The sequence below is a fragment of the Pseudomonas sp. MEJ108 genome (assembly GCF_030208985.1).
In the GTDB taxonomy this organism is placed as follows: domain Bacteria; phylum Pseudomonadota; class Gammaproteobacteria; order Pseudomonadales; family Pseudomonadaceae; genus Aquipseudomonas; species Aquipseudomonas fragariae.
In genome coordinates, this window is record NZ_JARVSW010000074.1 from 1 (window position 1) to 19529 (window position 19529).

Here is a 19529-nt window from a genome sequence, read left to right on the forward strand (position 1 = left end):
AAAATGGCGGCGTAGCTTCTATAACTGTGTCCGGAATCAGTTGACCAGATCATCCGCGTCGCATGCTGTTCCGGACGCTCCGCGTCCTCCCGGCCCATATCCTGTTAGACTGCGCGCTTTTTCAGGAGCCATTCCATGGACCCGCGCAGTGAAGTGTTACTCCGTCAGGCCGAGCTGTTTCAGGGCTCGCTGTTGTTGGTCGGGCTGCCCGCCGATGACCTGCTCGGAAAACTGCCGGACGCACGTGGTTGGTGCTGGCACGCCGGTGATCAAGCGGCCCTGGATGCGCGTTTTGAAGGACGCGTGGATTTCGGCGTCGAGGCGCCACAGACTGACTTCGAAGCCGCCGTGCTGTTCCTGCCCAAGGCACGTGATCTGACCGACTACCTGCTCAATGCACTGGCCTCGCGACTGGCCGGACGCGAGCTGTTTCTGGTCGGCGAGAAACGTGGTGGCATCGAAGCGGCTGCCAAGCAACTGAGCCCGTTCGGCCGCGCGCGCAAGCTGGACAGCGCCCGCCACTGCCAACTGTGGCAGGTCACCGTCGAGCACGCACCGCAAGCCGTCAGCCTGGAAAGCCTCGCCAGGCCCTACCAGATCGAATTGCAGGACGGCCCGCTCACCGTCGTCAGCCTGCCCGGTGTGTTCAGCCATGGCCGGCTCGACCGTGGTTCAGCCCTGTTGCTGGAAAACATCGACAAGCTGCCCAGCGGCAATCTGCTCGATTTCGGTTGCGGCGCCGGAGTGCTGGGCGCGGCGATCAAGCGTCGTTACCCGCACAACGAAATCATCATGCTTGATGTCGATGCCTTCGCCACCGCCAGTTCGCGCCTGACCCTTGCCGCCAATGGCCTGCAAGCCCAGGTGCTGACCGGTGACGGCATCGACGCAGCCCCGATGGGCTTGAACACGATTCTGAGCAATCCGCCGTTCCACGTCGGGGTTCATACCGATTACATGGCAACGGAAAACCTGCTGAGAAAAGCACGCCAACATCTTAAATCAGGTGGCGAACTGCGCCTGGTCGCGAATAACTTCCTGCGTTATCAGCCGCTGATCGAGGAGCAGGTCGGGCAGTGCGAAGTCAGGGCTCAGGGCAACGGTTTCAAAATCTACAGCGCCAAACGCCCCTGAAATAAGCACTTGCCGAAACGTTTTCGCGGAGGCAGAATCCGCTCCGTCCTAGGGGAGTAGTCTCCCACGAGCGCCATGCTCGTCCGGCACGTATCAACATACTTGGTCCTCAGGCCATGGTACGTGCGACCCGGAATCCGCTCAGACGGATCGGTGGTTTGACAAGACCTATGACACGAACACCTTACCCGGGGCGGGGAGGTCGTACGTGTCATAGCCGTGTCGACCCGCCCCTCAGGAAGCCTGATGCTGGAATCATTCTTAATCCCCACCGCAGTGGTCGCGCTCGCCGAAATCGGTGACAAGACGCAGTTGCTCGCGCTCGTTCTCGCCGCGCGCTTTCGCAAGCCATGGCCGATCATTGCCGGCATCGTTGCCGCAACCCTCGCCAACCATGCAGCCGCCGGCGCAGTGGGTGCGTGGTTCAGCAGTTATCTGTCAGACGCAGTGCTGCACTGGATCCTCGCCGCCAGCTTTACCGCCACGGCGCTGTGGACACTGGTTCCGGACAAGATGGACGACGACGAAGCCAGCACGGCACGCAAGTTCGGCCCGTTCATGACCACGCTGATCACGTTCTTCATCGCCGAAATCGGTGACAAGACGCAGATCGCCACGGTGATGCTGGCGGCGCAGTATTCCTATCTGTGGCTGGTCATTCTGGGCACCACGGTGGGCATGCTGCTGGCCAACGTGCCGGTGGTGCTGGCGGGCAATTTCGCCGCCGAGAAGCTGCCGCTGACCCTGATCCGCCGACTGGCTGCCTGCGCGTTCTTCGTGCTGGCGCTGGTGGCGGTTTACAAGGCAATGCAGGTCAGCGGCTGGGTGTAATGCCGGCCCGTAGCGTTGCGAAAACACTCGCAACGCTACGGGCGACTCATCCACTCAGGATTTAGCGGCTTTCTGGTACAGCGGCATGACTTTCGGTATCGCAGCCTGCAACGAGGCGATGCGACTTTCCGAGGCCGGGTGAGTGCTCATGAACTCAGGCTGCGAACCGCCGGAGTTCTGGGTCATTTTCTGCCACAGGGTGATCGCTGCATTAGGGTTGTAACCGGCGCGTGCGGCCAGTTCCAGACCGAGCAGATCAGCTTCGTTCTCGTTACTGCGGCTGTTGGGCAGCGTCAGGCTGTAGTTGACCACGGTATCTGCCAACGCCAGGCTGTCCTGACCCAATCCCAGCAAGGCGCCTGCGCCCTGCTTGGCCATCGAAACACCGTACGCCTTGGACATCGCTTCACGCCCGTGCTCGCGCAACGCATGGGCGATCTCGTGGCCCATGACTGCAGCGATTTCATCGTCGGTCAGTTTGAGGGTGTCGATCAGGCCACTGTAGACAATGATCTTGCCGCCAGGACCACAGTTGGCGTTCAGCTCGTCGCTCTTGATCAGGTTGACTTCCCACTGCCACTGGGCCGAATCAGGTCGCAATTTGGGCGCCTGGGCAATCAGTCGATCGGCGATTGCATGGACCCGCCTGGCATTTGCGCTAGTGGTGTCCAGTACCCCTTTGCTGGTCGCCTCGCCAACGGTCTGCTGGTAGGACTGGGCGTACATTTTGTTGACTTCATCCGTCGAGAGCATGCTGAACATGTACTGTTTGCGCTCCACACCGACCGAGTCGCCACTCGTGGTATTGACTGCCTGACACCCGCCGAGCAGCAACGCAGCGCTCAAGGCACAGAAGGCAAATGAAGGACGCATGGTGTATCTCCTAGTGTATGAAACGGTCATTCCCGGGGCAGACCTCTGCGCCAGATACCGGCCAGCTGGCATCTTGGTCTTTGCACAGGGGCTGATGGTTCCCGCAGGTGTGTCCAGTTTGTATCAGATGTACTTCAACGCGGATATCGGATTTGTCCGATTCGGCGTTTTTTGCCTGGCCCGACTAGCTCAGAGGCGTAAGGCACTCAGGGGCATTGAGCTTGGGATCATTGACCAGATTGGCCAGTGGCCGCTCGCGCAGCGCCGTCTGCGGGGCAGCCAGCAACGCTTGCAGGGTCGGCAGCGGCGTGTCGGCGGCCAGCCAGTCTTTCTGGCCCTTGGCGTCCAGAATCAATGGCCGGCGCTGGGTTGCCGCGGCCTGGGTAACCACTGCGACGCTCAGGTACGTATGCCCCTGCACCGGATAGGCTTCCCAGATCGCGGCGAAAAACAGCGCGGCGCCCTCCCCCGGCGTCAGCCAGAACGGGCGTTTGCGCACCGTGCCGCGCCATTCGTAAAAGCCGTTGGCGGGGAGCAGACAGCGGCGATGGGTGAAGGCATCGCGAAACATCGGCTGCTCGGCCACCGTTTCAGCGCGGGCATGGGCAGGCGTTTTCGACAGGTCAGTGAGCCAGGCCGGCGTCAGGCCCCAGCGCGCGCGCACCAGCTCGATGCCCTCCGCGTTGTCGGCGGCACGCATGATCAACACCCAGTCGGCTGGCGAAATATTCCATTGCGCCTGCTGATCGGCAGGAAAACCGGGCAAGGCGGCAAAGGCAGGGGTCCAGCGAAACAGGGCGTAGCGTCCACACATGGGGGCTAATCAGACTCGTTTGAAGGTGCTCAGCACACCAGCACATCGGGGAAGTCGTCCGGCTCATCGCCAGACAGGGGCGAGGCGCTATTGTACGCAGTGATCAACGCTCGTGCGCGAGCGACCTGCGCATCTTCGACCTTGAGGGCCAGAAGCCCCAGCCCCGGCAGCTCGCCCATCGCCCCAAGCAGATCACGACCGGCCAGATGCGCGTTGATGCCTTCGCTGGCAAGCATTGCCAGCAGCAACTCGGCCTCCATCAGGTTCTCGGGCTCGTAGATCTTCTGCATCACTCGTTCTCGCTGCGAACATCCAGATTCCAGTCTTCGCCGTCGGTCTGCAGGTCGAAAACGATCGGGCGGCAACAGACCGGACAGTCTTCAATGTACTGTTGATCGCCGCCGGAAATATCCAGTACGGCTTCGACAGGTTCGCCGCAATAAGGGCAGTCGTAACTCTGTAATTCCTGCATCACGGTCTCCGGGATCAGTTATGCGTATAATTGACCCATTCTTCAGAAGGCAGTTTTAACAAATCCGTCTTCTTTTTACCCTATTCGATTCAAACAAGAGAGCATGATGGGCGAATTTGATGCCATCCGACCTTACAACGATGCAGAAGTCCCCGCCGTATTGGCACGTCTGCTGAGCGACAAAGCCTTTCTCGCCATTCTGACCCGGTTCCGCTTTCCCCGCCTGGCGGGCGCATTCGGCTGGCTGCTGCAGCCAACCCTGGCACGCAAGCTGCGCCGCGAATTTGCCGGTATCGACTCGGTCGCCACGCTGCAGGACAAGGTTGAATATTATGTCGACCACACCATCGAACGCGCCACCGACGGGGTCACCTACACTGGCGTCGAACAGCTGAAGTCCGGTTGCGCCTACCTGTTTCTGGCCAACCATCGCGATATCGTCATGGACCCGGCGTTCGTCAACTATGCCGTGTACCACGCAGGCCTGCCCACTCCGCGCATCGCAATCGGCGACAACCTGCTGCAAAAGCCATTCGTCAGCGACCTGATGCGCCTGAACAAGAGCTTCATCGTGCATCGCTCGATCACCGGGCGGCGCGAGAAGATGGCGGCTTATCAATTGCTGTCGGCGTACATCAATCACTCGATCACCCAGGACTGCCAGTCGATCTGGATCGCTCAGGCCGAAGGCCGCGCCAAGGACGGTGACGACCGTACCGAGTCGGCGATCCTCAAGATGTTCCACATGAGCCGCAAGGATGAGCCGTTTGGCGACGTGATTCGTTCGCTGAACCTGATCCCGGTGTCGATCAGCTATGAATATGATCCGTGCGACAGCGCCAAGGCCCGCGAGCTGTACATTCGTGCGACAACCGGCGCCTACACCAAGACGCCAGGCGAAGACGACGTGAGCATTGCTCTGGGGATCACCGGCTATAAAGGCCGTGTGCATGTGAACTTTGCACCGCCGATCACCGAGCACTTCGAGGACACCAAGCAACTGGCCATCGAGATGGACCGGCAGATTCTCGGCGGCTATCGGCTGTTCCCGGTGCATTACCTGGCGTACGCGCAGTGGAGCGATGCCGATCCGGCGCTTGAAGTGCCGAAGGCTGAAGCCCTGTTCCCGGCCGATGAACTCGAACGTGCCAGGGAGGAGTGGGAAAGTCGTCTGGCAGGCACGCCGATCGAGCACCGCCCTTACATGATTCAGCAATACGCGACTCCGGTGCGCAACCAGTACCGCGTCAAGGCAGGGCTGGCGCTTTAAGACCTGCGCCAGAATGCCTACCGTACCCATGCTCCGCGTGGGTACGCCGTTCCGGGCGCTTTGCGTCCGGTCGTGGGTGCGTCAGCGTGAGGAACGATAGGTGTACGGGAGAGCACGCATCCTGCTCAGGCTCCGCGTGGTCATACGCCCCCCCGAAACATCCTGCATGACAATTCTCTGCCGCTGTCACCCCAGCGTCATACTTCGCCTGCATTGTGTGGCTCCTCGAGAAACGGACTTCCCTCTCTTTGGAGCTTGTCATGCTGCATGCAAAAAATCAGGATCGCCTTTATCTCATTGCCCCAAGCGATGAGCAGCAGGAGTTGATCGATGGCCTGGCCTTCAATGTTCAGGACCGCCACTGGCTGGTCTACTGCGCACTGGGCGGGCATGTTCATCATGATTTGCCGGATCTGGATCAGGATACGGGGTTGAGTTTCCTCGACTTCTACCAGCAGGCAGCCTGATAGCAAACCCTGAACAGCAAAAAGCCCGGCCCCTTCAACAAGGGCCGGGCTTTTTTTATCGCGACGGTTAGAGGCTTACTGCGACAGGGTCGAACCGATGGTCGGGTCCTGGAAGACGCGAGTCAGCGCGTCGCTCAACACGTCGCTCACCAGCTTGGTGTTGGTTTCCTGGTTCGGCGCCATACCGAAACGCTGGTCCAGCGATGCGGCGTAACGACCACTGTAGGTGCGACCGTTATTGCGCACGTCAGCGCGGAACGTCGAGCTGATGGTGGCTTCAGTGACGTACAGACCTTCCTTCGGCGACTGGTACTTCAAGTCTGCCAGGGTCACGGTCAGCTGTGGAGCGTTGCCGCTCTGGGTTGGCGTAAAGCCCAGCAGGCGCACGGCCGCTTCAGCCTGAGCCTGAAGCTTGGGAACGATATCAGCACCGTTGACGCTGATTGCGCTGGTTTCCGGGTACATGCCACCGCGCGTACCCAGCGTCGGCCCAGGACGGCCGTCGACGACACGCACCACCACAGGCTGACCACGCCCTACGGCCGCCAGCTGCGCGTTGAGCTTGGGCGTGGGGCTGAGTTGTTGCGGACTGTGGGCACAGCCCACCAGGGTCAAACTGCTTACAGCAAGCAAACCGAACAAAATGCGACGCAGCATGCTCATTTCTCCATGGGCCAGACACTGAATGTGCCGCAGTATAGCGGCCTGTAACAGCCGCTAACCAGAGGCCACTGACCGTTAAGCCTCGGACATTCGACACGCATCGGGGTTCACGCAGCAACGCAGGGCAAGATTCATCCAGCACGGTGTAATCAGGGCGTCACATCCACGCGGCAGACTCGCCTCCATCGCCCAGACGCTCATTAAAGTCACAGGAGCTGCGCCATGAATCTGTTCCGGTCTCTGTTCACTGCACGCCCCCAGCATCGCCACTACGCGCGTATCGATCAGGCAGGCGTCTGCCGTGCGTTCAAACACTGCGCGCAACGTCCGACCGGCGTGGAATGGGTCGAAGTGACCGAGCAACGGCTCAGCTGGCTGAATCAGCCCCTGCCCGCCAGCGCCCGCGTGACGCAGCGTAGCGAACGCTCACCGCGCGGCCAGTTGCTCACCGCCTGACCGGGGAGCGAATAAAAGTCATTTAAAGCGATCAATTCCTGCCATTTCATCGCTATAATCTCCCCCCGATTATAAGGACGTCTCCTGATCGGGCCTCGCAGCACTGCTAATCGCCGTATTAGCGCCTTCGTAATGCCCACAGAGAGCCGCCCACACAGGTCATTTGCGCACGAGTGTGCTCGATGAAAGGTGAAGAATGCTCGAATCGTATCGAACCTTTCTCGCCGGCCAGCGCCTCACTCTTTATGCGCCTGACCTGCCAGCGCTGTCATCGCAGCCATTTCGAGGTTTGGTTCGCGTTCCCAAAAGGACGTGAAAAACGGGTTTCACTACTTCACAAGAGTGTGGCGAGCAAATGAATAGGTACGCGTTTGTAAATGCACCATCAGCGTCTGAACCGGCTCTCTTGAACAGGACTGACCGCAGCCGCGCCTCCATGACCGGAGCCTGACGCCATCGACAGGAGCCCGTTGCACAAGGGGCTCCCTGACGATGGTCGAATGGCCTCGCGGGCCTGGAAATGCGTTCATGAAGCATTGATGAACCATGACCGGGCCTGACCGGGACCTGCGCTTTGGATGCGAAAAATTGCGAAGAATCGGTCAGGCGATCCTGGCCAGGCAAGCGAGGGTAGAGAGTTGATCCAGCCCGCGAACACCTGGCAACCAGCCTCAGGATCGTATGCCGTCAATTTGGTGCTGCAGATTTTGGAGACGCGTTAATGGCGCATAACGAAGCAGTCGATGTAGTACTGGTCGGAGCGGGCATCATGAGTGCCACTCTGGCGGTATTGCTAAAAGAGCTCGACCCCGGCATCACGCTGGAAGTCGTTGAGCTGATGGATTCCGGTGCTGCGGAGAGTTCCAACCCGTGGAACAACGCCGGCACCGGCCACGCCGGTCTGTGCGAGCTGAACTACACGCCGCCTGCGGCTGATGGCTCCATCGACATCAAGAAAGCGGTGCACATCAATACCCAGTTCGAAGTCTCGAAACAGTTCTGGGCCTACCTGGCACGCAAGGGCACCTTCGGTTCAGCCCGCTCATTCATCAACCCGGTTCCGCACCTGAGCTTCGTGCAGGGCGAAAAAGGCGTCTCGTTCCTCAAGACCCGTTTTGCAGCCATGAGCAAGCATCACGCCTTCTCCTCGATGGAATACACCGAGGACAAGGCAAAGCTGGCCGAGTGGATGCCACTGATGATGCCTGGCCGGCCTGCGGACGAAAAAATTGCCGCAACGCGCATGATGAACGGCACCGACGTCAATTTTGGCGCGCTGACCAATCAACTCCTCGGCCACCTCACCAGCGCTCCAGGCACGCAGATCAAGTACCGCAGCCGTGTGACCAACCTGACCCGCAACGGCGCCGGCTGGACCGTCAGCGTCAAGGACGTGAATGGCGGCGGCACGCGTGAGATAGATGCCAAGTTCGTGTTCCTCGGTGCCGGTGGCGCAGCGTTGCCGCTGTTGCAGTTGTCGGGCATCGAAGAAAGCAAGGGCTTTGGCGGCTTCCCGGTCAGCGGCCAGTGGCTGCGTTGCGACAACCCGGAAGTGGTCAAGCACCACCAGGCCAAGGTCTACAGCCAGGCCGCCGTGGGCTCGCCGCCGATGTCGGTGCCGCACCTGGACACCCGCGTGGTCGATGGCAAGAAATCCCTGCTGTTCGGACCTTATGCCGGTTTCACCACCAAGTTCCTGAAACACGGCTCGTACCTCGACCTGCCGCTCTCGGTACGCGTGGCCAACATCAAACCGATGCTGGCGGTGGCGCGCGACAACATGGACCTGACCAAGTACCTGGTCAGCGAAGTGATGCAGTCGATGGAGCAACGCCTGGAATCGCTGCGCCGCTTCTACCCGGAAGCGAAAGCCGAAGACTGGCGTCTCGAAATCGCCGGTCAGCGCGTGCAGATCATCAAGAAAGATGCGAAAAAAGGCGGCGTCCTGCAATTCGGCACCGAGCTGGTGTCTGCACAGGATGGCTCGCTGGCCGCACTGCTCGGCGCTTCGCCAGGCGCTTCGGTGACTGTGTCGATCATGCTGGAGCTGCTCGAGCGCTGCTTCCCGGAGAAAACCCGCACGGAATGGGCGACCAAGCTCGAAGAGATTTTCCCGGCCCGGGAGAAGATCCTCGAAACCGATGCGCCGCTCTACGAGCGTATCAGCGCGCAGAACGACGAGGCGCTGGAACTGGTCGAGAAAAGCAGCCAGGAACACAGCTTCGCCTGATCCGGTCGCTGCTGTGCTGTAACAAAAAGCCCCGTGAGCCTTTACCAGCCACGGGGCTTTTTATTGCGTTTATTGCAGGTGACGGTCAGAGGCTTCTGGACAGTACGGCAATGTGCTCGGGGCCAATCCCGCAGCAGCCGCCAATGTGCGTGGCGCCGCGCTTGACCCAGTCTGCCGCCCACTGCTGATAGCCCTGCGGGTCAAGGTCTTCACGCAGCTCATCCAGACCGTCGTTGGCGGTGGCGTCCTTGGGTTGCGGCGGGAAGGCGTTGGCATAGGCGCCGATGGCAATGTCGACGTTCAGCGACGTGAACACCTCACGCGCTGCATCGATTGCGCCACCGATCACCTCTGGCTGACTGCAGTTGAACAGCAGCGTGGCGACACCCATTGCTGCGGCAGCCCTGGCGGCGTCGGCGACCGGCTCACCTGAGCGCAGGCGCGGGACCTCGTCAGTATCTTCATCCTGCAGGGTGAACGACAGCCAGAACGGTTTGCCGTCATTGGGCAGCCCGGCGCGGATGGTCTGCGCTTCGAGAATGCAGCTCTGGGTTTCGGCCAGCCACAGATCGACATACGGCGACAGCCCGGCAATCAGTGGTTTCAGAACGTCGGCAGCCAGTTGCGGCTGATAGAGATCAGGGCGATAGGAACCGAACAGCGGCGGAATGGAGCCCGCTACCCGGGCGCGTCCGCCAGAAGCATCGGCCGACTCGCGCGCCAGTTGCCCGGCCAGCGCTGCCAATGCCTGACCTTCACGGGCAAAACGCTCTTCGCCAATATGAAACGGCACGACGGCGTAGCTGTTACTGGTGATGACCTGAGCACCACTTTCGATATAAGCGGCGTGTACCGCACTCACCGCTTCGGGTGCTTCACTCAATGCCAGAGCCGACCATTCAGGCTGGCGAAACGGGGCTCCGCGACGCTGCAGTTCACGGCCCATGCCGCCATCGAGAATTACAGTTGTGCCTTGCGTCATATGTGATCTGCTTATATGTATATGAAAAAAACTCATTATGAGTCAGTCTTGTATAACGTATTTAATACGGCCCTTTCATCAAACTACAAACACTTTTTCAGGGGATATCTGTGAATTATCGCGCTCTGCTGGGCATCGGCCTGGTCACTCTGGCAGCCTCCACGCAAGTTCTGGCCGGCGCCACGCTGGATCGCGTGCAGAAAAACAAAGAGCTGGTCAACGTCCTCATGGAAAGTTACCCGCCCTTCTCTTTCCTGAATGACAAGAATGAACTGGACGGCTTCGATGTCGACGTCGCCAAGGCCGTGGCGCAGAAACTGGGCGTCAAGCTGCGCCTCGAAACACCGTCCTGGGACGTGATCGCCGCGGGCCACTGGAGCGGACGTTATGACATCTGCGTCTGCTCGATGACACCGAGCAAGGCCCGCGCCGAAGTGTTCAACTTCCCGGTCGAGTACTACGCCTCGCCTGCAGTGATCGTGGTCAACGCCTCGGATGATCGTATCCATTCGGCCAAGGACCTGAGCGGCAAGAAAGTCGGCCTGACCAGCGCCTCCAGCTACGAAAGTTACCTGAACAAGAACCTGGTCATCGATGGCGCCGAAGACAAGCCCCTGCAGTACCCGTTCGAAGACGTACAGATCGCCCCGTACGACAACGACAACGTGGCCTTTCAAGACCTTGGGCTGGGCGCTGGCAAGCGGCTGGACGCGATACTGACCAATCTGGTGACCGCAAAACCGCGTCTGGATCAGGACAAGCGCTTCAAACTGGCGGGCGAGCCGCTGTATGAAGAACCCAACTCCGTGGCCATCGAAAAAGACGATCCGGAATGGGACGCCAAGGTTCGCGAAGTCTTCGCCGAACTCAAGAGCGACGGCACCCTGAGCAAGCTGTCGCAAAAGTGGATCGGTGCTGACATCAGCAAATGACTTCCTTTCAGCCCCAGCGCCCACCCGAGCAGGCCGAGCAGAGCCTGCTCAAGCGAGTTTTCGGCTTCCGTACGCGGCTTTACCTGACCTGGCTGGTCATGTTCGTGCTGTTCGCCGGCTTCTTCCTGAGCTTCGATCTGAAGCTGTCGATCATCCTCGACAAGCTGCCGAACCTGATCGGGCTGCATATGGCCCCCAACGGCTTTCTGCAGGGAGCGGCGCTGACATTGTTCGTGTCAGTGTGCTCGATCGTGGTCTCGGTCGTGCTTGGCTTTGTCACGGCACTCGCACGGCTCTCCAGCAGCGCAGTGGCGTTTGGCATCGCCAGCTTCTACGCCTCGTTCTTTCGTGGCACGCCGCTGCTGATCCAGATCCTGTTGATCTATCTCGGTCTGCCACAACTTGGCATCGTGCCCGGAGCCATCACGGCAGGAGTGATCGCGCTGTCGCTCAACTACGGGGCGTACCTGAGCGAGATTTTCCGTGCCGGTATCATCGGTGTCTCCGTCGGGCAGCGTGAAGCCGCACTGGCCCTGGCGCTGCGCCCGACGCAGATCTTCTGGCGCGTCACCCTGCCCCAGGCCATGCGCACGATCATTCCGCCGACCACCAACCAGTTCATCTCCATGCTCAAGGACTCTTCCCTGATTTCAGTGATGGGCGTCTGGGAAGTGATGTTTCTCGCGCAGTCTTACGGCCGCTCCAGCTATCGATACATCGAAATGCTGACCACCGCAGCGGTGCTGTACTGGATCATGTCGATCGGGCTGGAGTTGTTGCAGTCACGACTGGAGCGGCATTACGGCAAGGCGTATCAGGCACGCAAGTGACTGCAGCGTTCGTCCTCACGCTTTGCGCTCAGTGTTATACGCAAGTCTGTTTTTGATTCTGGCCGAAGGCCGTGGGAGCGAACTTGTTCGCGAAGGGGGTCGTATAATCGCCGAAAATGCATCGCCTAAAACACCGTCTTCGCGAACAAGTTCGCTCCCACGCCCTCTGGGCAGAAGCTCGGAAGCCCGTTATTCCGGGCGCTCTAGGACGTGTGTATAACGACTGAGAGCTCCGCGTGGGAATGCAGTTCCGGACGCTCTGCGTCCAGCTCTGGCAATGCGGAGCATTGGCACGACAGTCAACTGCGGGCTTTTTCGATCAGTTCGATGTATTCGTCAGCATTGCGCTGATCCTTGATCAGGGCGATGAAGTCGTTGCCGTGCTCGTCCTTGCCATCGAAGTCATGGCCCGCTTCCTTGAAGAACACCAGAAAGCGTTCGAAATCGTTGATGCGCAGCCCACGATAAGCCTTGATCAACTTGTGCAGCGACGGCGAGGTAGCATCATACGGCTCGAAGTCGAGGAACAGTTTGATCTGCTCATCGCCGATCTCATCGCCAATCAACTGCTTCTTATCTTTACGCATTACAGGCTCCAGCAGGTCGCAGACACTTTCACGGGCGGGCAGTTTACCCTCCGGCGAGCGCCGCGCTCAACGCGCACGTGCAGAGGTGGTGTGCAGATCAGCCCAGATGTGTCCGTTGGCATAACTGAGGAACTGGCAATAGACCTTCTCGTTGCGCAGCAAGTCCACCAGCACGCGGTACTGGGACAGCGGGTAATACAGCGTCAACGTGCGCGACGGCTCATCATAGGTCGGCTTTTAAGGCTTTTGCTATCACCGCCATCGAAGTGCACGAGCACCTGGGAGATGGATGCGCCCTTGTTCAGCGACTTGCCCTTGAGGCGCAGCGACAAGGGCGAGGTGACCGGAATCGGCTGCTGACTCGATTGCCGCTGGTTACCGGCAACGATGGTGTACTCGGTGACCCGCATCAACTGTTGCTGCTCGGGCACACCATCGCGCAGGCTCAGGTCGTCAGGCGGCAGGTATTGATCGTGCATGGGGCTGGCCGATACCGGCGCAGCAGGTGCGGCAACGGCCAGACCAGACAACAGCACCAACGCTACGGCGCCGGTAATCAGTAGCTTCATTGAGGGTTTCCATATAATTGCCAATCGACGACCGCCCCTGTTCGCAGAAGCGGCCGTCAGAATGCCTTACATCCCTTTGACCGCATAGATACCGGCAGCATTACGCCAGTAACCTTTGTAGTCCATACCGAAGCCGAAGATATAACGGTCGATGCACGGCAGGCCGACGTAATCGGCTTTCAGGTCCGGGCGAGCCTTGCGGTCGTGGTCCTTGTCGATCAGCACGGCCGTGTGCACAGCGCGGGCACCGGCGTGTTTACAGAAGTCGATGATGGCGCCCAGGGTGTGGCCTTCATCGAGGATGTCGTCGATGATCAGCACGTCACGGTCCATGAACGAGACTTCCGGCTTGGCTTTCCAGAACAGATCGCCGCCGGTGGTTTCGTTGCGATAACGCGTCGCGTGCAGGTAGGACGCTTCCAGCGGAAAGTTCAGATGGGTGAGCAGCTTGCCGGAGAAAATCAGGCCGCCATTCATGACGCAGAACACGACAGGATTGCGCTCGGCCAGTTCGGCATTGATCTGCGCGCCGACGCGGGCAATGGCCGCATCCACTTCGGCCTCGGTGTACAGGCAGTCAGCTTCGCGCATGACTTGACGGATATGCTCGAGATCAGCGGACATGACGCTCTCCAGGTAAGGCAGTTTGAGAAAAGCGGGCAAAGGTACGCATCCGTTCAAGCCAGAGCAAGTGATTCTGGACTAACGTTGCGAGTGTCTTGCAAAAGCCGCGAACGTCGAAGCTTCGAGACGATACTGCACGCGCTTTAAGACAGTAACAGCTGAATAGATTAACCTAGACCGATTTTTGCCCCGCTGGAGCCTTTCCCCATGCCCATTCGTGAGATCCGTCACCCACTGATCCGCCACAAGCTCGGCCTTATGCGCCGCGCCGACATCAGCACCAAGAATTTCCGCGAGCTGGCTCAGGAAGTCGGCGCGCTGCTGACCTATGAAGCCACCGCCGACCTGACGCTGGAAAACTACGACATTCAAGGCTGGGCCGGTACGGTGTCAGTCGAGAAGATCGCGGGCAAGAAAATCACTGTCGTGCCGATTCTGCGCGCCGGTATCGGCATGCTGGACGGCGTGCTCAGTCTGATCCCGGGCGCCAAGGTCAGCGCGGTCGGCGTGGCTCGCAACGAAGAAACCCTGCAGGCGCACACCTACCTGGAAAAACTGGTCCCGGAAATCGACGAGCGCCTGGCAATGATCATCGACCCGATGCTGGCCACCGGCAGCTCGATGGTCGCCACCATTGATCTGCTGAAAAAGGCCGGCTGCAAGGAAATCCGCGCCATGGTTCTGGTCGCGGCGCCCGAAGGCATCGCTGCCGTAGAGAAGGCGCACCCGGACGTGATGATCTACACCGCTTCCGTCGACGAGCGTCTAAACGAACACGGCTACATCATTCCGGGCCTGGGCGATGCCGGTGACAAGATTTTCGGCACCAAACAGAAGGACGCGTAACCCGATGACGCAGCAGGAGTTCAACGATCCACTGTGGCGCACGATCCTGTCCGGCGCACAAATGCTCTTCGTGGCCTTTGGCGCGCTGGTGCTGATGCCGCTGATCACCGGGCTCGATCCGAACGTGGCGCTGTTCACCGCAGGCCTGGGCACGCTGCTGTTCCAGATCGTCACCGGGCGTCAGGTGCCGGTCTTTCTGGCCTCGAGCTTTGCCTTCATCACCCCGATCATCCTCGCCAAGGGCCAGTTCGGTCTGGCCGCGACCATGGGCGGCGTCATGGCGGCAGGCTTTGTGTATACCTTTCTCGGTCTGGCGGTGAAGATCAAGGGCACCGGTTTCATTGATCGCCTGCTGCCTCCCGTGGTGATCGGGCCGGTCATCATCTCGATCGGCCTGGCCATGGCCCCGATTGCAGCCAACATGGCGATGGGCAAGTCCGGCGATGGCGTGCAGTTGATTCCCTATCAGACCGCCATGCTGATTTCGATGCCGGCCTTGCTGACCACGCTGATCGTGGCGGTGTTCGGCAAAGGCATTTTCCGTCTGGTGCCGATCATCTCCGGCGTGCTGGTGGGCTTCGCGCTGTCGTTCTACTTTGGTGTGGTCGATACCAAAAAAATCGCTGACGCCGCCTGGCTGGCCTTGCCGCACTTCACCGCACCGGAATTCAACTGGCAGGCGATACTGTTCATTGTTCCGGTGGCCCTGGCCCCGGCCATCGAGCACATCGGCGGCGTGATTGCAGTCGGCAGTGTGACCGGACGCGATTACCTGAAAAAGCCGGGCCTGCACCGCACGCTGTTTGGCGACGGCATCGCCACCACCGCGGCTGGTCTGTTCGGCGGCCCGCCCAATACCACTTACGCCGAAGTGACTGGCGCGGTGATGCTGACCAAGAATTACAACCCGCAGATCATGATCTGGGCGTCGTTCTTTGCGATCACACTGGCGTTCATCGGCAAGTTCGGCGCGCTGCTGCAGAGCATTCCGGTGCCGGTGATGGGCGGCATTCTATGTCTGCTGTTCGGTTCGATTGCCGCGGTGGGCATGAACACCCTGATCCGCCACAAGATCGACCTGGCCGAAGCGCGCAATCTGGTGATTGTCTCGGTCACCCTGGTATTCGGGATCGGCGGCGTATTGATCGGCACCGGCAACGGCCCGAACGATTTCGGCCTGAAGGGCATTGCCCTGTGCGCCGTGACCGCCATCGCCCTGAACCTGATCCTGCCGGGCAATGACAGCTGGAAGAACAAGCAACTGGATGATCAGTTGCCGTAATCCTGCCCGGAGTGGGCTTGACCATCGTGCCAACGCTCCGCGTTGGCATGCAGTTCTGGACGCTCTGCGTCCGATCCTGAATGTGCGGTGCAGCGCAGATTTGCGACGCGGAGCGTCACGAAATGCATTCCTACGCGGAGCGTAGGAACGATCATCACCACCCTGGCGTTCGCAGCACTACAACATCAACGGCGCACGCTCGCACAGTCTGTTCAGCTCTTTCGCCCAGTTGGGGTCGTCGTTCAGGCAAGGGATCAGGATCAGTTCCTCTCCCCCCGCTTCCTTGAACTGCTCGGCACCGCGATCACCGATCTCTTCCAGCGTCTCGATGCAATCAGCCACGAACGCCGGACACATGACCAGCAGCTTCTTCACACCTTTCGCCGCCAGTTCGTCCAGATGCGCTTCGGTGTAGGGTTCGATCCACTTGGCACGCCCCAGACGTGACTGGAACGACACCGACCATTTGCCGTCAGCAATGCCCATACGTTTGGCGAATGCCGCCGCCGACTGTATGCACTGCGCGCGATAGCAGGTGGCGAGCACTTCGGCGGGGGCGGTCATGCAGCAGTCGTCCTTCAGGCAATGCTTGCCGGTCGGGTCGAGCTTGTGCAGATGCCGCTCGGGAAGACCGTGAAAGCTCAGCAGCAAATGGTCGTAAGGCTGCTCCAGATGCGGCCGCACGCTTTCCACCAGCGCACTCAGGTACTCGGGCTGATCGTAGAACGGCTGCAGCACCGAGAACTGCATTTTCAACGATTTGGCGCGCACCACACGTTTGGCTTCTTCAATGACCGTGGTCACCGTGCTGTCGGCGAACTGCGGATACAGCGGCGCCAGGGTGACCTTCTTGAAGCCCTGCTCTGCCAGGCGCGTCAGCACGGTTTCGATGGACGGCTCGCCATAACGCATGGCCAGCTCGACCGGCCCGTGCGACCACTCCTTTTTCATCGCCTGCTGCAGACGCTTGCTCAGCACCACCAGAGGCGAACCTTCATCCCACCAGATGGACGCATAGGCGTGTGCGGACTGCTCTGGCCGTTTGATCAGAATCAGCGAGACCAACAGCCTGCGCACTGGCCACGGCAGGTCGATCACATAAGGATCCATCAGGAACTGGTTCAGATAGCTGCGCACGTCTGCCACTTGAGTAGAAGCAGGCGAACCCAGATTGACCAGCAACAAAGCGTGATCGGTCATGCAACATCCTATTCATTTCAACAGCGTTCAGTGGCGACCCAGCAAATCCTGCAGGGCGGTGTCGAGTTCGGTGTACTTGAATGTAAAACCAGCTTCCTGCAAACGCTCCGGCCGCGCACGCTGACCACCGAGCAGCAATACCGAAAGCTCACCCAGCAATACCTTCAGGGCCAGCGCAGGCATGGGCATGAACGCCGGTCGGTGCAGAATGCCGGCCAGGGTCTTGGCAAACTGACGATTGCGCACCGGTGAAGGCGCGCAAACATTATAAGGACCCTTTGCTTCATTCAGATTTAACAAAAAATCAATTGCGGCGATTTGATCCTGGATGTGAACCCACGGCATCCACTGCCTGCCGTTACCGATCGGCCCGCCCATGCCGAATTTGAAAGGGGGCAACAGACGCTGCAGAAAACCGGCACGATCGGACAGCACCAGCCCCGTGCGTATCAGCACCACCCGCACCCCCAGCGCCTCGGCACGTTGCGCGGTTTCTTCCCAGGCATTGCACAGCTGGCTGGCAAAGTCTTCCTTGGCAGGCAGCGAGGTTTCGTCGATTTCGCGCTCGCCACTGTCGCCGTACCAACCGACTGCGGAACCGGAAATCATCAGCGCAGGTTTTTGCGCGCGAGTGCCCAGCCATTTCAGCAGTTGCTCGGTCAGGCCGACGCGACTCTCCCACAGCAACAGACGGCGCTTGCGGGTCCAGGGACGATCCGCAATGGGCGCGCCTGCCAGATTGATGATTGCATCCACCGGCTGCGTGCCCAGCTCATCAAGGCTGGCAATGCCACGCACTGAGGGGCCGCACAGCTCGACGACATCGGCGGGTGTTCGGCTCCATACCGTCAATTCATGGCCTTGAGCAGACCAGAAACGGCAGAGCGCTCGTCCTATCAAACCAGTACCACCGGTCAGCAATATGTGCATGGCAGATAACCTCGCGTGGTGTAGGTGACAATTGAGTAGTCTTATTTTTACCAGTGACGCTGTCCGTGACGTTGGTCCGGAAAACGAAACTGTCAGCTGAACCATAGGCCACAGCAGAATGAAGCGCAGCCTCGAGGCCTTCGCCCGAGTCGCTGAACCGTTCGACCTTGCCAGTGGCAGTGTGACTCAATCGCTAAATTGCAAAACCACTGCAAGTTATACCAAACAAGAAGATTGTACAGGTTTTAACTACGGCGTAGTCTGTACAGACAAGGTAACGAGGCCCCTATGACTGTCCCTATCGCAATCATCGGTACCGGTATCGCCGGACTCTCAGCAGCCCAGGCGCTTACAGCCGCCGGGCATCAGGTGCACCTTTTCGACAAGAGCCGCGGCAGCGGCGGTCGTATGTCCAGCAAGCGCAGCGACGCAGGTTCGCTGGACATGGGCGCACAGTATTTCACCGCCCGTGACCGGCGCTTTGCCACTGCAGTCAAGCAGTGGCAAACCCAGGGCCACGTCGCCGAGTGGACACCCTCGCTCTACAACTTTCATGGCGGCAGACTCAGCCCTTCACCGGATGAGCAAGTGCGCTGGGTGGGTACGCCTGGCATGAGCGCTATTACCCGGGCGATGCGCGGCGATCTGCCAGTGTCGTTCTCGTGCCGGATCACTGAAGTGTTTCGCGGCGAACAACACTGGAACCTGCTTGATGCCGAAGGCGAAAGCCACGGCCCTTTCAGCCATGTGATCATCGCCACCCCGGCCCCTCAGGCCACTGCCCTGCTGGCTGCCGCGCCAAAACTGGCAAGCGTCGTGGCAGGCGTGAAGATGGACCCGACCTGGGCTGTGGCGCTGGCCTTCGAAACCCCATTGCAGACGCCCATGCAGGGTTGCTTCGTGCAGGACAGCCCGCTGGACTGGCTGGCCCGCAACCGCAGCAAACCCGGGCGCGACGCCACGCTCGATACTTGGGTACTGCACGCCACCAGCCAGTGGAGCCAGCAGAATATCGACGCCTCCAGAGAACAGGTCACCGAACAGTTGCACGGCGCCTTCGCGGAATTGATCGATTGCACCATGCCCGCGCCAGTGTTCAGCCTCGCGCATCGCTGGCTGTATGCACGGCCTGCCGGCTCTCACGAATGGGGCGCTCTGTCGGATGCCGATCTGGGCATTTACGTGTGCGGCGACTGGTGCCTGTCCGGACGCGTGGAAGGCGCATGGCTGAGTGGGCAGGAAGCCGCGCGTCGATTGCTGGAACACGTGCAATGAATCAGATCAACCCGCGCAAGCTGCTGCTGTCGAAATGGACAGCAGCCACCCCGCTCAACCGGGAAAAACACTTTCTGGTCACCGAGCTGTTCAAGGACGAAGAAGGCACCGTCCTGGAAATAGAGCTGCAGGCCGTGCTGACCCAGCGCAGCGAGCGACTGCCGTGGCAAGTGCTGCAACAGTCAGATACATGGCGGATGGGCTGGAAGTAGCTGGAATCAGCCCTTACCGCCCTCTACAAAGAATTTGACTTGTACAATTA

At 59.9% G+C, this 19529-nt stretch carries 22 protein-coding genes, 1 pseudogene and 1 riboswitch; of the genes and pseudogenes, 12 read left to right on the forward strand and 11 right to left on the reverse strand.

The genetic code is table 11. The annotated features are described in order from the left end of the window. Positions 1 to 135 precede the first annotated feature (135 nt). On the forward strand, positions 136 to 1134 hold the full coding sequence (locus QRN50_RS23865) for a methyltransferase (RefSeq protein WP_096126450.1): 999 nt from the start codon (positions 136 to 138) through the stop codon (positions 1132 to 1134). A gap of 38 nt (positions 1135 to 1172) precedes the next feature. Then, positions 1173 to 1311, forward strand: a riboswitch (yybP-ykoY riboswitch). 69 nt (positions 1312 to 1380) lie between these two features. Next, positions 1381 to 1965 carry a TMEM165/GDT1 family protein gene (locus QRN50_RS23870; RefSeq protein WP_024641248.1) on the forward strand — a complete coding sequence of 195 codons (585 nt, stop codon included), beginning with the start codon at positions 1381 to 1383 and terminating at the stop codon, positions 1963 to 1965. 54 nt (positions 1966 to 2019) lie between these two features. On the opposite strand, the gene QRN50_RS23875 is transcribed toward QRN50_RS23870, so the two are convergent. The 4 genes from QRN50_RS23875 to QRN50_RS23890 all read right to left on the reverse strand — a co-directional run bounded on the left by QRN50_RS23875 (position 2020) and on the right by QRN50_RS23890 (position 4124). After that, positions 2020 to 2838: a M48 family metallopeptidase gene (locus QRN50_RS23875; protein WP_004406896.1), complete on the reverse strand. Its 819-nt coding sequence runs from the start codon at positions 2836 to 2838 to the stop codon at positions 2020 to 2022. Between the two features lie 184 nt (positions 2839 to 3022). Beyond that, positions 3023 to 3652, reverse strand: coding sequence for an SOS response-associated peptidase (locus QRN50_RS23880; RefSeq protein ID WP_004406897.1), 630 nt, complete (start codon positions 3650 to 3652; stop codon positions 3023 to 3025). Between the two features lie 29 nt (positions 3653 to 3681). After that, positions 3682 to 3942, reverse strand: a complete 261-nt coding sequence (locus tag QRN50_RS23885) for a putative signal transducing protein (RefSeq protein ID WP_003318203.1) — start codon at positions 3940 to 3942, stop codon at positions 3682 to 3684. Then, complete coding sequence (locus QRN50_RS23890; protein ID WP_004406898.1) at positions 3942 to 4124, reverse strand: CPXCG motif-containing cysteine-rich protein; 183 nt, start codon at positions 4122 to 4124, stop codon at positions 3942 to 3944. Before QRN50_RS23890 ends, QRN50_RS23885 begins: the two co-directional genes overlap by 1 nt. Positions 4125 to 4227: 103 nt before the next feature. On the opposite strand from QRN50_RS23890, the gene QRN50_RS23895 reads away from it, so the two are divergent. After that, the gene (locus tag QRN50_RS23895) at positions 4228 to 5394 is read left to right on the forward strand and encodes a 1-acyl-sn-glycerol-3-phosphate acyltransferase (RefSeq protein WP_003421706.1); all 1167 of its coding nucleotides are present in this window, start codon (positions 4228 to 4230) and stop codon (positions 5392 to 5394) included. Positions 5395 to 5654: 260 nt separating this feature from the next. Then, on the forward strand, positions 5655 to 5861 hold the full coding sequence (locus tag QRN50_RS23900; protein WP_003346138.1) for a hypothetical protein: 207 nt from the start codon (positions 5655 to 5657) through the stop codon (positions 5859 to 5861). 75 nt (positions 5862 to 5936) lie between these two features. Here QRN50_RS23900 and QRN50_RS23905 read toward each other — a convergent pair whose 3' ends face one another. Beyond that, positions 5937 to 6518, reverse strand: a complete 582-nt coding sequence (locus QRN50_RS23905; RefSeq protein WP_004406899.1) for a YajG family lipoprotein — start codon at positions 6516 to 6518, stop codon at positions 5937 to 5939. A 228-nt stretch (positions 6519 to 6746) separates the two neighbouring features. Between QRN50_RS23905 and QRN50_RS23910 the strand changes: the two genes are divergently transcribed. Then, positions 6747 to 6980: a hypothetical protein gene (locus QRN50_RS23910; protein WP_004406900.1), complete on the forward strand. Its 234-nt coding sequence runs from the start codon at positions 6747 to 6749 to the stop codon at positions 6978 to 6980. A gap of 721 nt (positions 6981 to 7701) precedes the next feature. Beyond that, entirely contained in the window at positions 7702 to 9210 is a 1509-nt protein-coding gene (gene mqo, locus QRN50_RS23915) for a malate dehydrogenase (quinone) (protein ID WP_004406901.1), read from the forward strand. Positions 9211 to 9295: 85 nt separating this feature from the next. Here the strand turns inward: mqo and QRN50_RS23920 are convergent, their stop codons facing one another. Next, a complete protein-coding gene (locus QRN50_RS23920; protein WP_058398340.1) occupies positions 9296 to 10192 on the reverse strand; it encodes a homocysteine S-methyltransferase family protein in 897 nt (298 codons plus the stop codon). Between the two features lie 110 nt (positions 10193 to 10302). On the opposite strand from QRN50_RS23920, the gene QRN50_RS23925 reads away from it, so the two are divergent. Continuing rightward, on the forward strand, positions 10303 to 11124 hold the full coding sequence (locus QRN50_RS23925; RefSeq protein ID WP_054091882.1) for an ABC transporter substrate-binding protein: 822 nt from the start codon (positions 10303 to 10305) through the stop codon (positions 11122 to 11124). Continuing rightward, a complete protein-coding gene (locus tag QRN50_RS23930; protein ID WP_024640145.1) occupies positions 11121 to 11954 on the forward strand; it encodes an amino acid ABC transporter permease in 834 nt (277 codons plus the stop codon). Before QRN50_RS23925 ends, QRN50_RS23930 begins: the two co-directional genes overlap by 4 nt. 299 nt (positions 11955 to 12253) lie before the next feature. Here QRN50_RS23930 and QRN50_RS23935 read toward each other — a convergent pair whose 3' ends face one another. The 3 genes and pseudogenes from QRN50_RS23935 to QRN50_RS23945 all read right to left on the reverse strand — a co-directional run bounded on the left by QRN50_RS23935 (position 12254) and on the right by QRN50_RS23945 (position 13734). Continuing rightward, entirely contained in the window at positions 12254 to 12541 is a 288-nt protein-coding gene (locus QRN50_RS23935) for a PA4642 family protein (RefSeq protein WP_004406914.1), read from the reverse strand. 66 nt (positions 12542 to 12607) lie between these two features. Further along, positions 12608 to 13110: pseudogene (locus QRN50_RS23940) on the reverse strand (hypothetical protein). A 66-nt stretch (positions 13111 to 13176) separates the two neighbouring features. After that, the gene (locus tag QRN50_RS23945) at positions 13177 to 13734 is read right to left on the reverse strand and encodes a hypoxanthine-guanine phosphoribosyltransferase (protein WP_003318214.1); all 558 of its coding nucleotides are present in this window, start codon (positions 13732 to 13734) and stop codon (positions 13177 to 13179) included. 207 nt (positions 13735 to 13941) lie between these two features. Here QRN50_RS23945 and upp point away from each other — a divergent pair, with 207 nt between their 5' ends. Then, positions 13942 to 14580, forward strand: coding sequence for a uracil phosphoribosyltransferase (gene upp, locus QRN50_RS23950; protein WP_024642275.1), 639 nt, complete (start codon positions 13942 to 13944; stop codon positions 14578 to 14580). A 4-nt stretch (positions 14581 to 14584) separates the two neighbouring features. Next, the gene (locus QRN50_RS23955; RefSeq protein WP_011266747.1) at positions 14585 to 15862 is read left to right on the forward strand and encodes a uracil-xanthine permease family protein; all 1278 of its coding nucleotides are present in this window, start codon (positions 14585 to 14587) and stop codon (positions 15860 to 15862) included. Positions 15863 to 16039: 177 nt separating this feature from the next. Here QRN50_RS23955 and hemH read toward each other — a convergent pair whose 3' ends face one another. Both hemH and QRN50_RS23965 read right to left on the reverse strand, forming a co-directional pair. Next, positions 16040 to 17062: a ferrochelatase gene (gene hemH / locus QRN50_RS23960; RefSeq protein WP_004406934.1), complete on the reverse strand. Its 1023-nt coding sequence runs from the start codon at positions 17060 to 17062 to the stop codon at positions 16040 to 16042. Between the two features lie 27 nt (positions 17063 to 17089). Then, entirely contained in the window at positions 17090 to 17992 is a 903-nt protein-coding gene (locus QRN50_RS23965) for a TIGR01777 family oxidoreductase (RefSeq protein ID WP_024642389.1), read from the reverse strand. A gap of 288 nt (positions 17993 to 18280) precedes the next feature. Here QRN50_RS23965 and QRN50_RS23970 point away from each other — a divergent pair, with 288 nt between their 5' ends. Both QRN50_RS23970 and QRN50_RS23975 read left to right on the forward strand, forming a co-directional pair. Next, entirely contained in the window at positions 18281 to 19267 is a 987-nt protein-coding gene (locus QRN50_RS23970) for an NAD(P)/FAD-dependent oxidoreductase (protein WP_011266745.1), read from the forward strand. Further along, positions 19264 to 19479 carry a TIGR02450 family Trp-rich protein gene (locus QRN50_RS23975; RefSeq protein WP_004406940.1) on the forward strand — a complete coding sequence of 72 codons (216 nt, stop codon included), beginning with the start codon at positions 19264 to 19266 and terminating at the stop codon, positions 19477 to 19479. Before QRN50_RS23970 ends, QRN50_RS23975 begins: the two co-directional genes overlap by 4 nt. The last annotated feature ends 50 nt before the right edge of the window (positions 19480 to 19529 follow it).

Coding starts and splice junctions, on each gene's coding strand:
- QRN50_RS23865 (WP_096126450.1), top strand. CDS start 136: ATGGACCCGCGCAGTGAAGTGTTACTCCGTCAGGCCGAGCTGTTTCAG.
- QRN50_RS23870 (WP_024641248.1), top strand. CDS start 1,381: ATGCTGGAATCATTCTTAATCCCCACCGCAGTGGTCGCGCTCGCCGAA.
- QRN50_RS23875 (WP_004406896.1), bottom strand. CDS start 2,838: ATGCGTCCTTCATTTGCCTTCTGTGCCTTGAGCGCTGCGTTGCTGCTC.
- QRN50_RS23880 (WP_004406897.1), bottom strand. CDS start 3,652: ATGTGTGGACGCTACGCCCTGTTTCGCTGGACCCCTGCCTTTGCCGCC.
- QRN50_RS23885 (WP_003318203.1), bottom strand. CDS start 3,942: ATGCAGAAGATCTACGAGCCCGAGAACCTGATGGAGGCCGAGTTGCTG.
- QRN50_RS23890 (WP_004406898.1), bottom strand. CDS start 4,124: ATGCAGGAATTACAGAGTTACGACTGCCCTTATTGCGGCGAACCTGTC.
- QRN50_RS23895 (WP_003421706.1), top strand. CDS start 4,228: ATGATGGGCGAATTTGATGCCATCCGACCTTACAACGATGCAGAAGTC.
- QRN50_RS23900 (WP_003346138.1), top strand. CDS start 5,655: ATGCTGCATGCAAAAAATCAGGATCGCCTTTATCTCATTGCCCCAAGC.
- QRN50_RS23905 (WP_004406899.1), bottom strand. CDS start 6,518: ATGCTGCGTCGCATTTTGTTCGGTTTGCTTGCTGTAAGCAGTTTGACC.
- QRN50_RS23910 (WP_004406900.1), top strand. CDS start 6,747: ATGAATCTGTTCCGGTCTCTGTTCACTGCACGCCCCCAGCATCGCCAC.
- mqo (WP_004406901.1), top strand. CDS start 7,702: ATGGCGCATAACGAAGCAGTCGATGTAGTACTGGTCGGAGCGGGCATC.
- QRN50_RS23920 (WP_058398340.1), bottom strand. CDS start 10,192: ATGACGCAAGGCACAACTGTAATTCTCGATGGCGGCATGGGCCGTGAA.
- QRN50_RS23930 (WP_024640145.1), top strand. CDS start 11,121: ATGACTTCCTTTCAGCCCCAGCGCCCACCCGAGCAGGCCGAGCAGAGC.
- QRN50_RS23935 (WP_004406914.1), bottom strand. CDS start 12,541: ATGCGTAAAGATAAGAAGCAGTTGATTGGCGATGAGATCGGCGATGAG.
- QRN50_RS23945 (WP_003318214.1), bottom strand. CDS start 13,734: ATGTCCGCTGATCTCGAGCATATCCGTCAAGTCATGCGCGAAGCTGAC.
- upp (WP_024642275.1), top strand. CDS start 13,942: ATGCCCATTCGTGAGATCCGTCACCCACTGATCCGCCACAAGCTCGGC.
- QRN50_RS23955 (WP_011266747.1), top strand. CDS start 14,585: ATGACGCAGCAGGAGTTCAACGATCCACTGTGGCGCACGATCCTGTCC.
- hemH (WP_004406934.1), bottom strand. CDS start 17,062: ATGACCGATCACGCTTTGTTGCTGGTCAATCTGGGTTCGCCTGCTTCT.
- QRN50_RS23965 (WP_024642389.1), bottom strand. CDS start 17,992: ATGCACATATTGCTGACCGGTGGTACTGGTTTGATAGGACGAGCGCTC.
- QRN50_RS23970 (WP_011266745.1), top strand. CDS start 18,281: ATGACTGTCCCTATCGCAATCATCGGTACCGGTATCGCCGGACTCTCA.
- QRN50_RS23975 (WP_004406940.1), top strand. CDS start 19,264: ATGAATCAGATCAACCCGCGCAAGCTGCTGCTGTCGAAATGGACAGCA.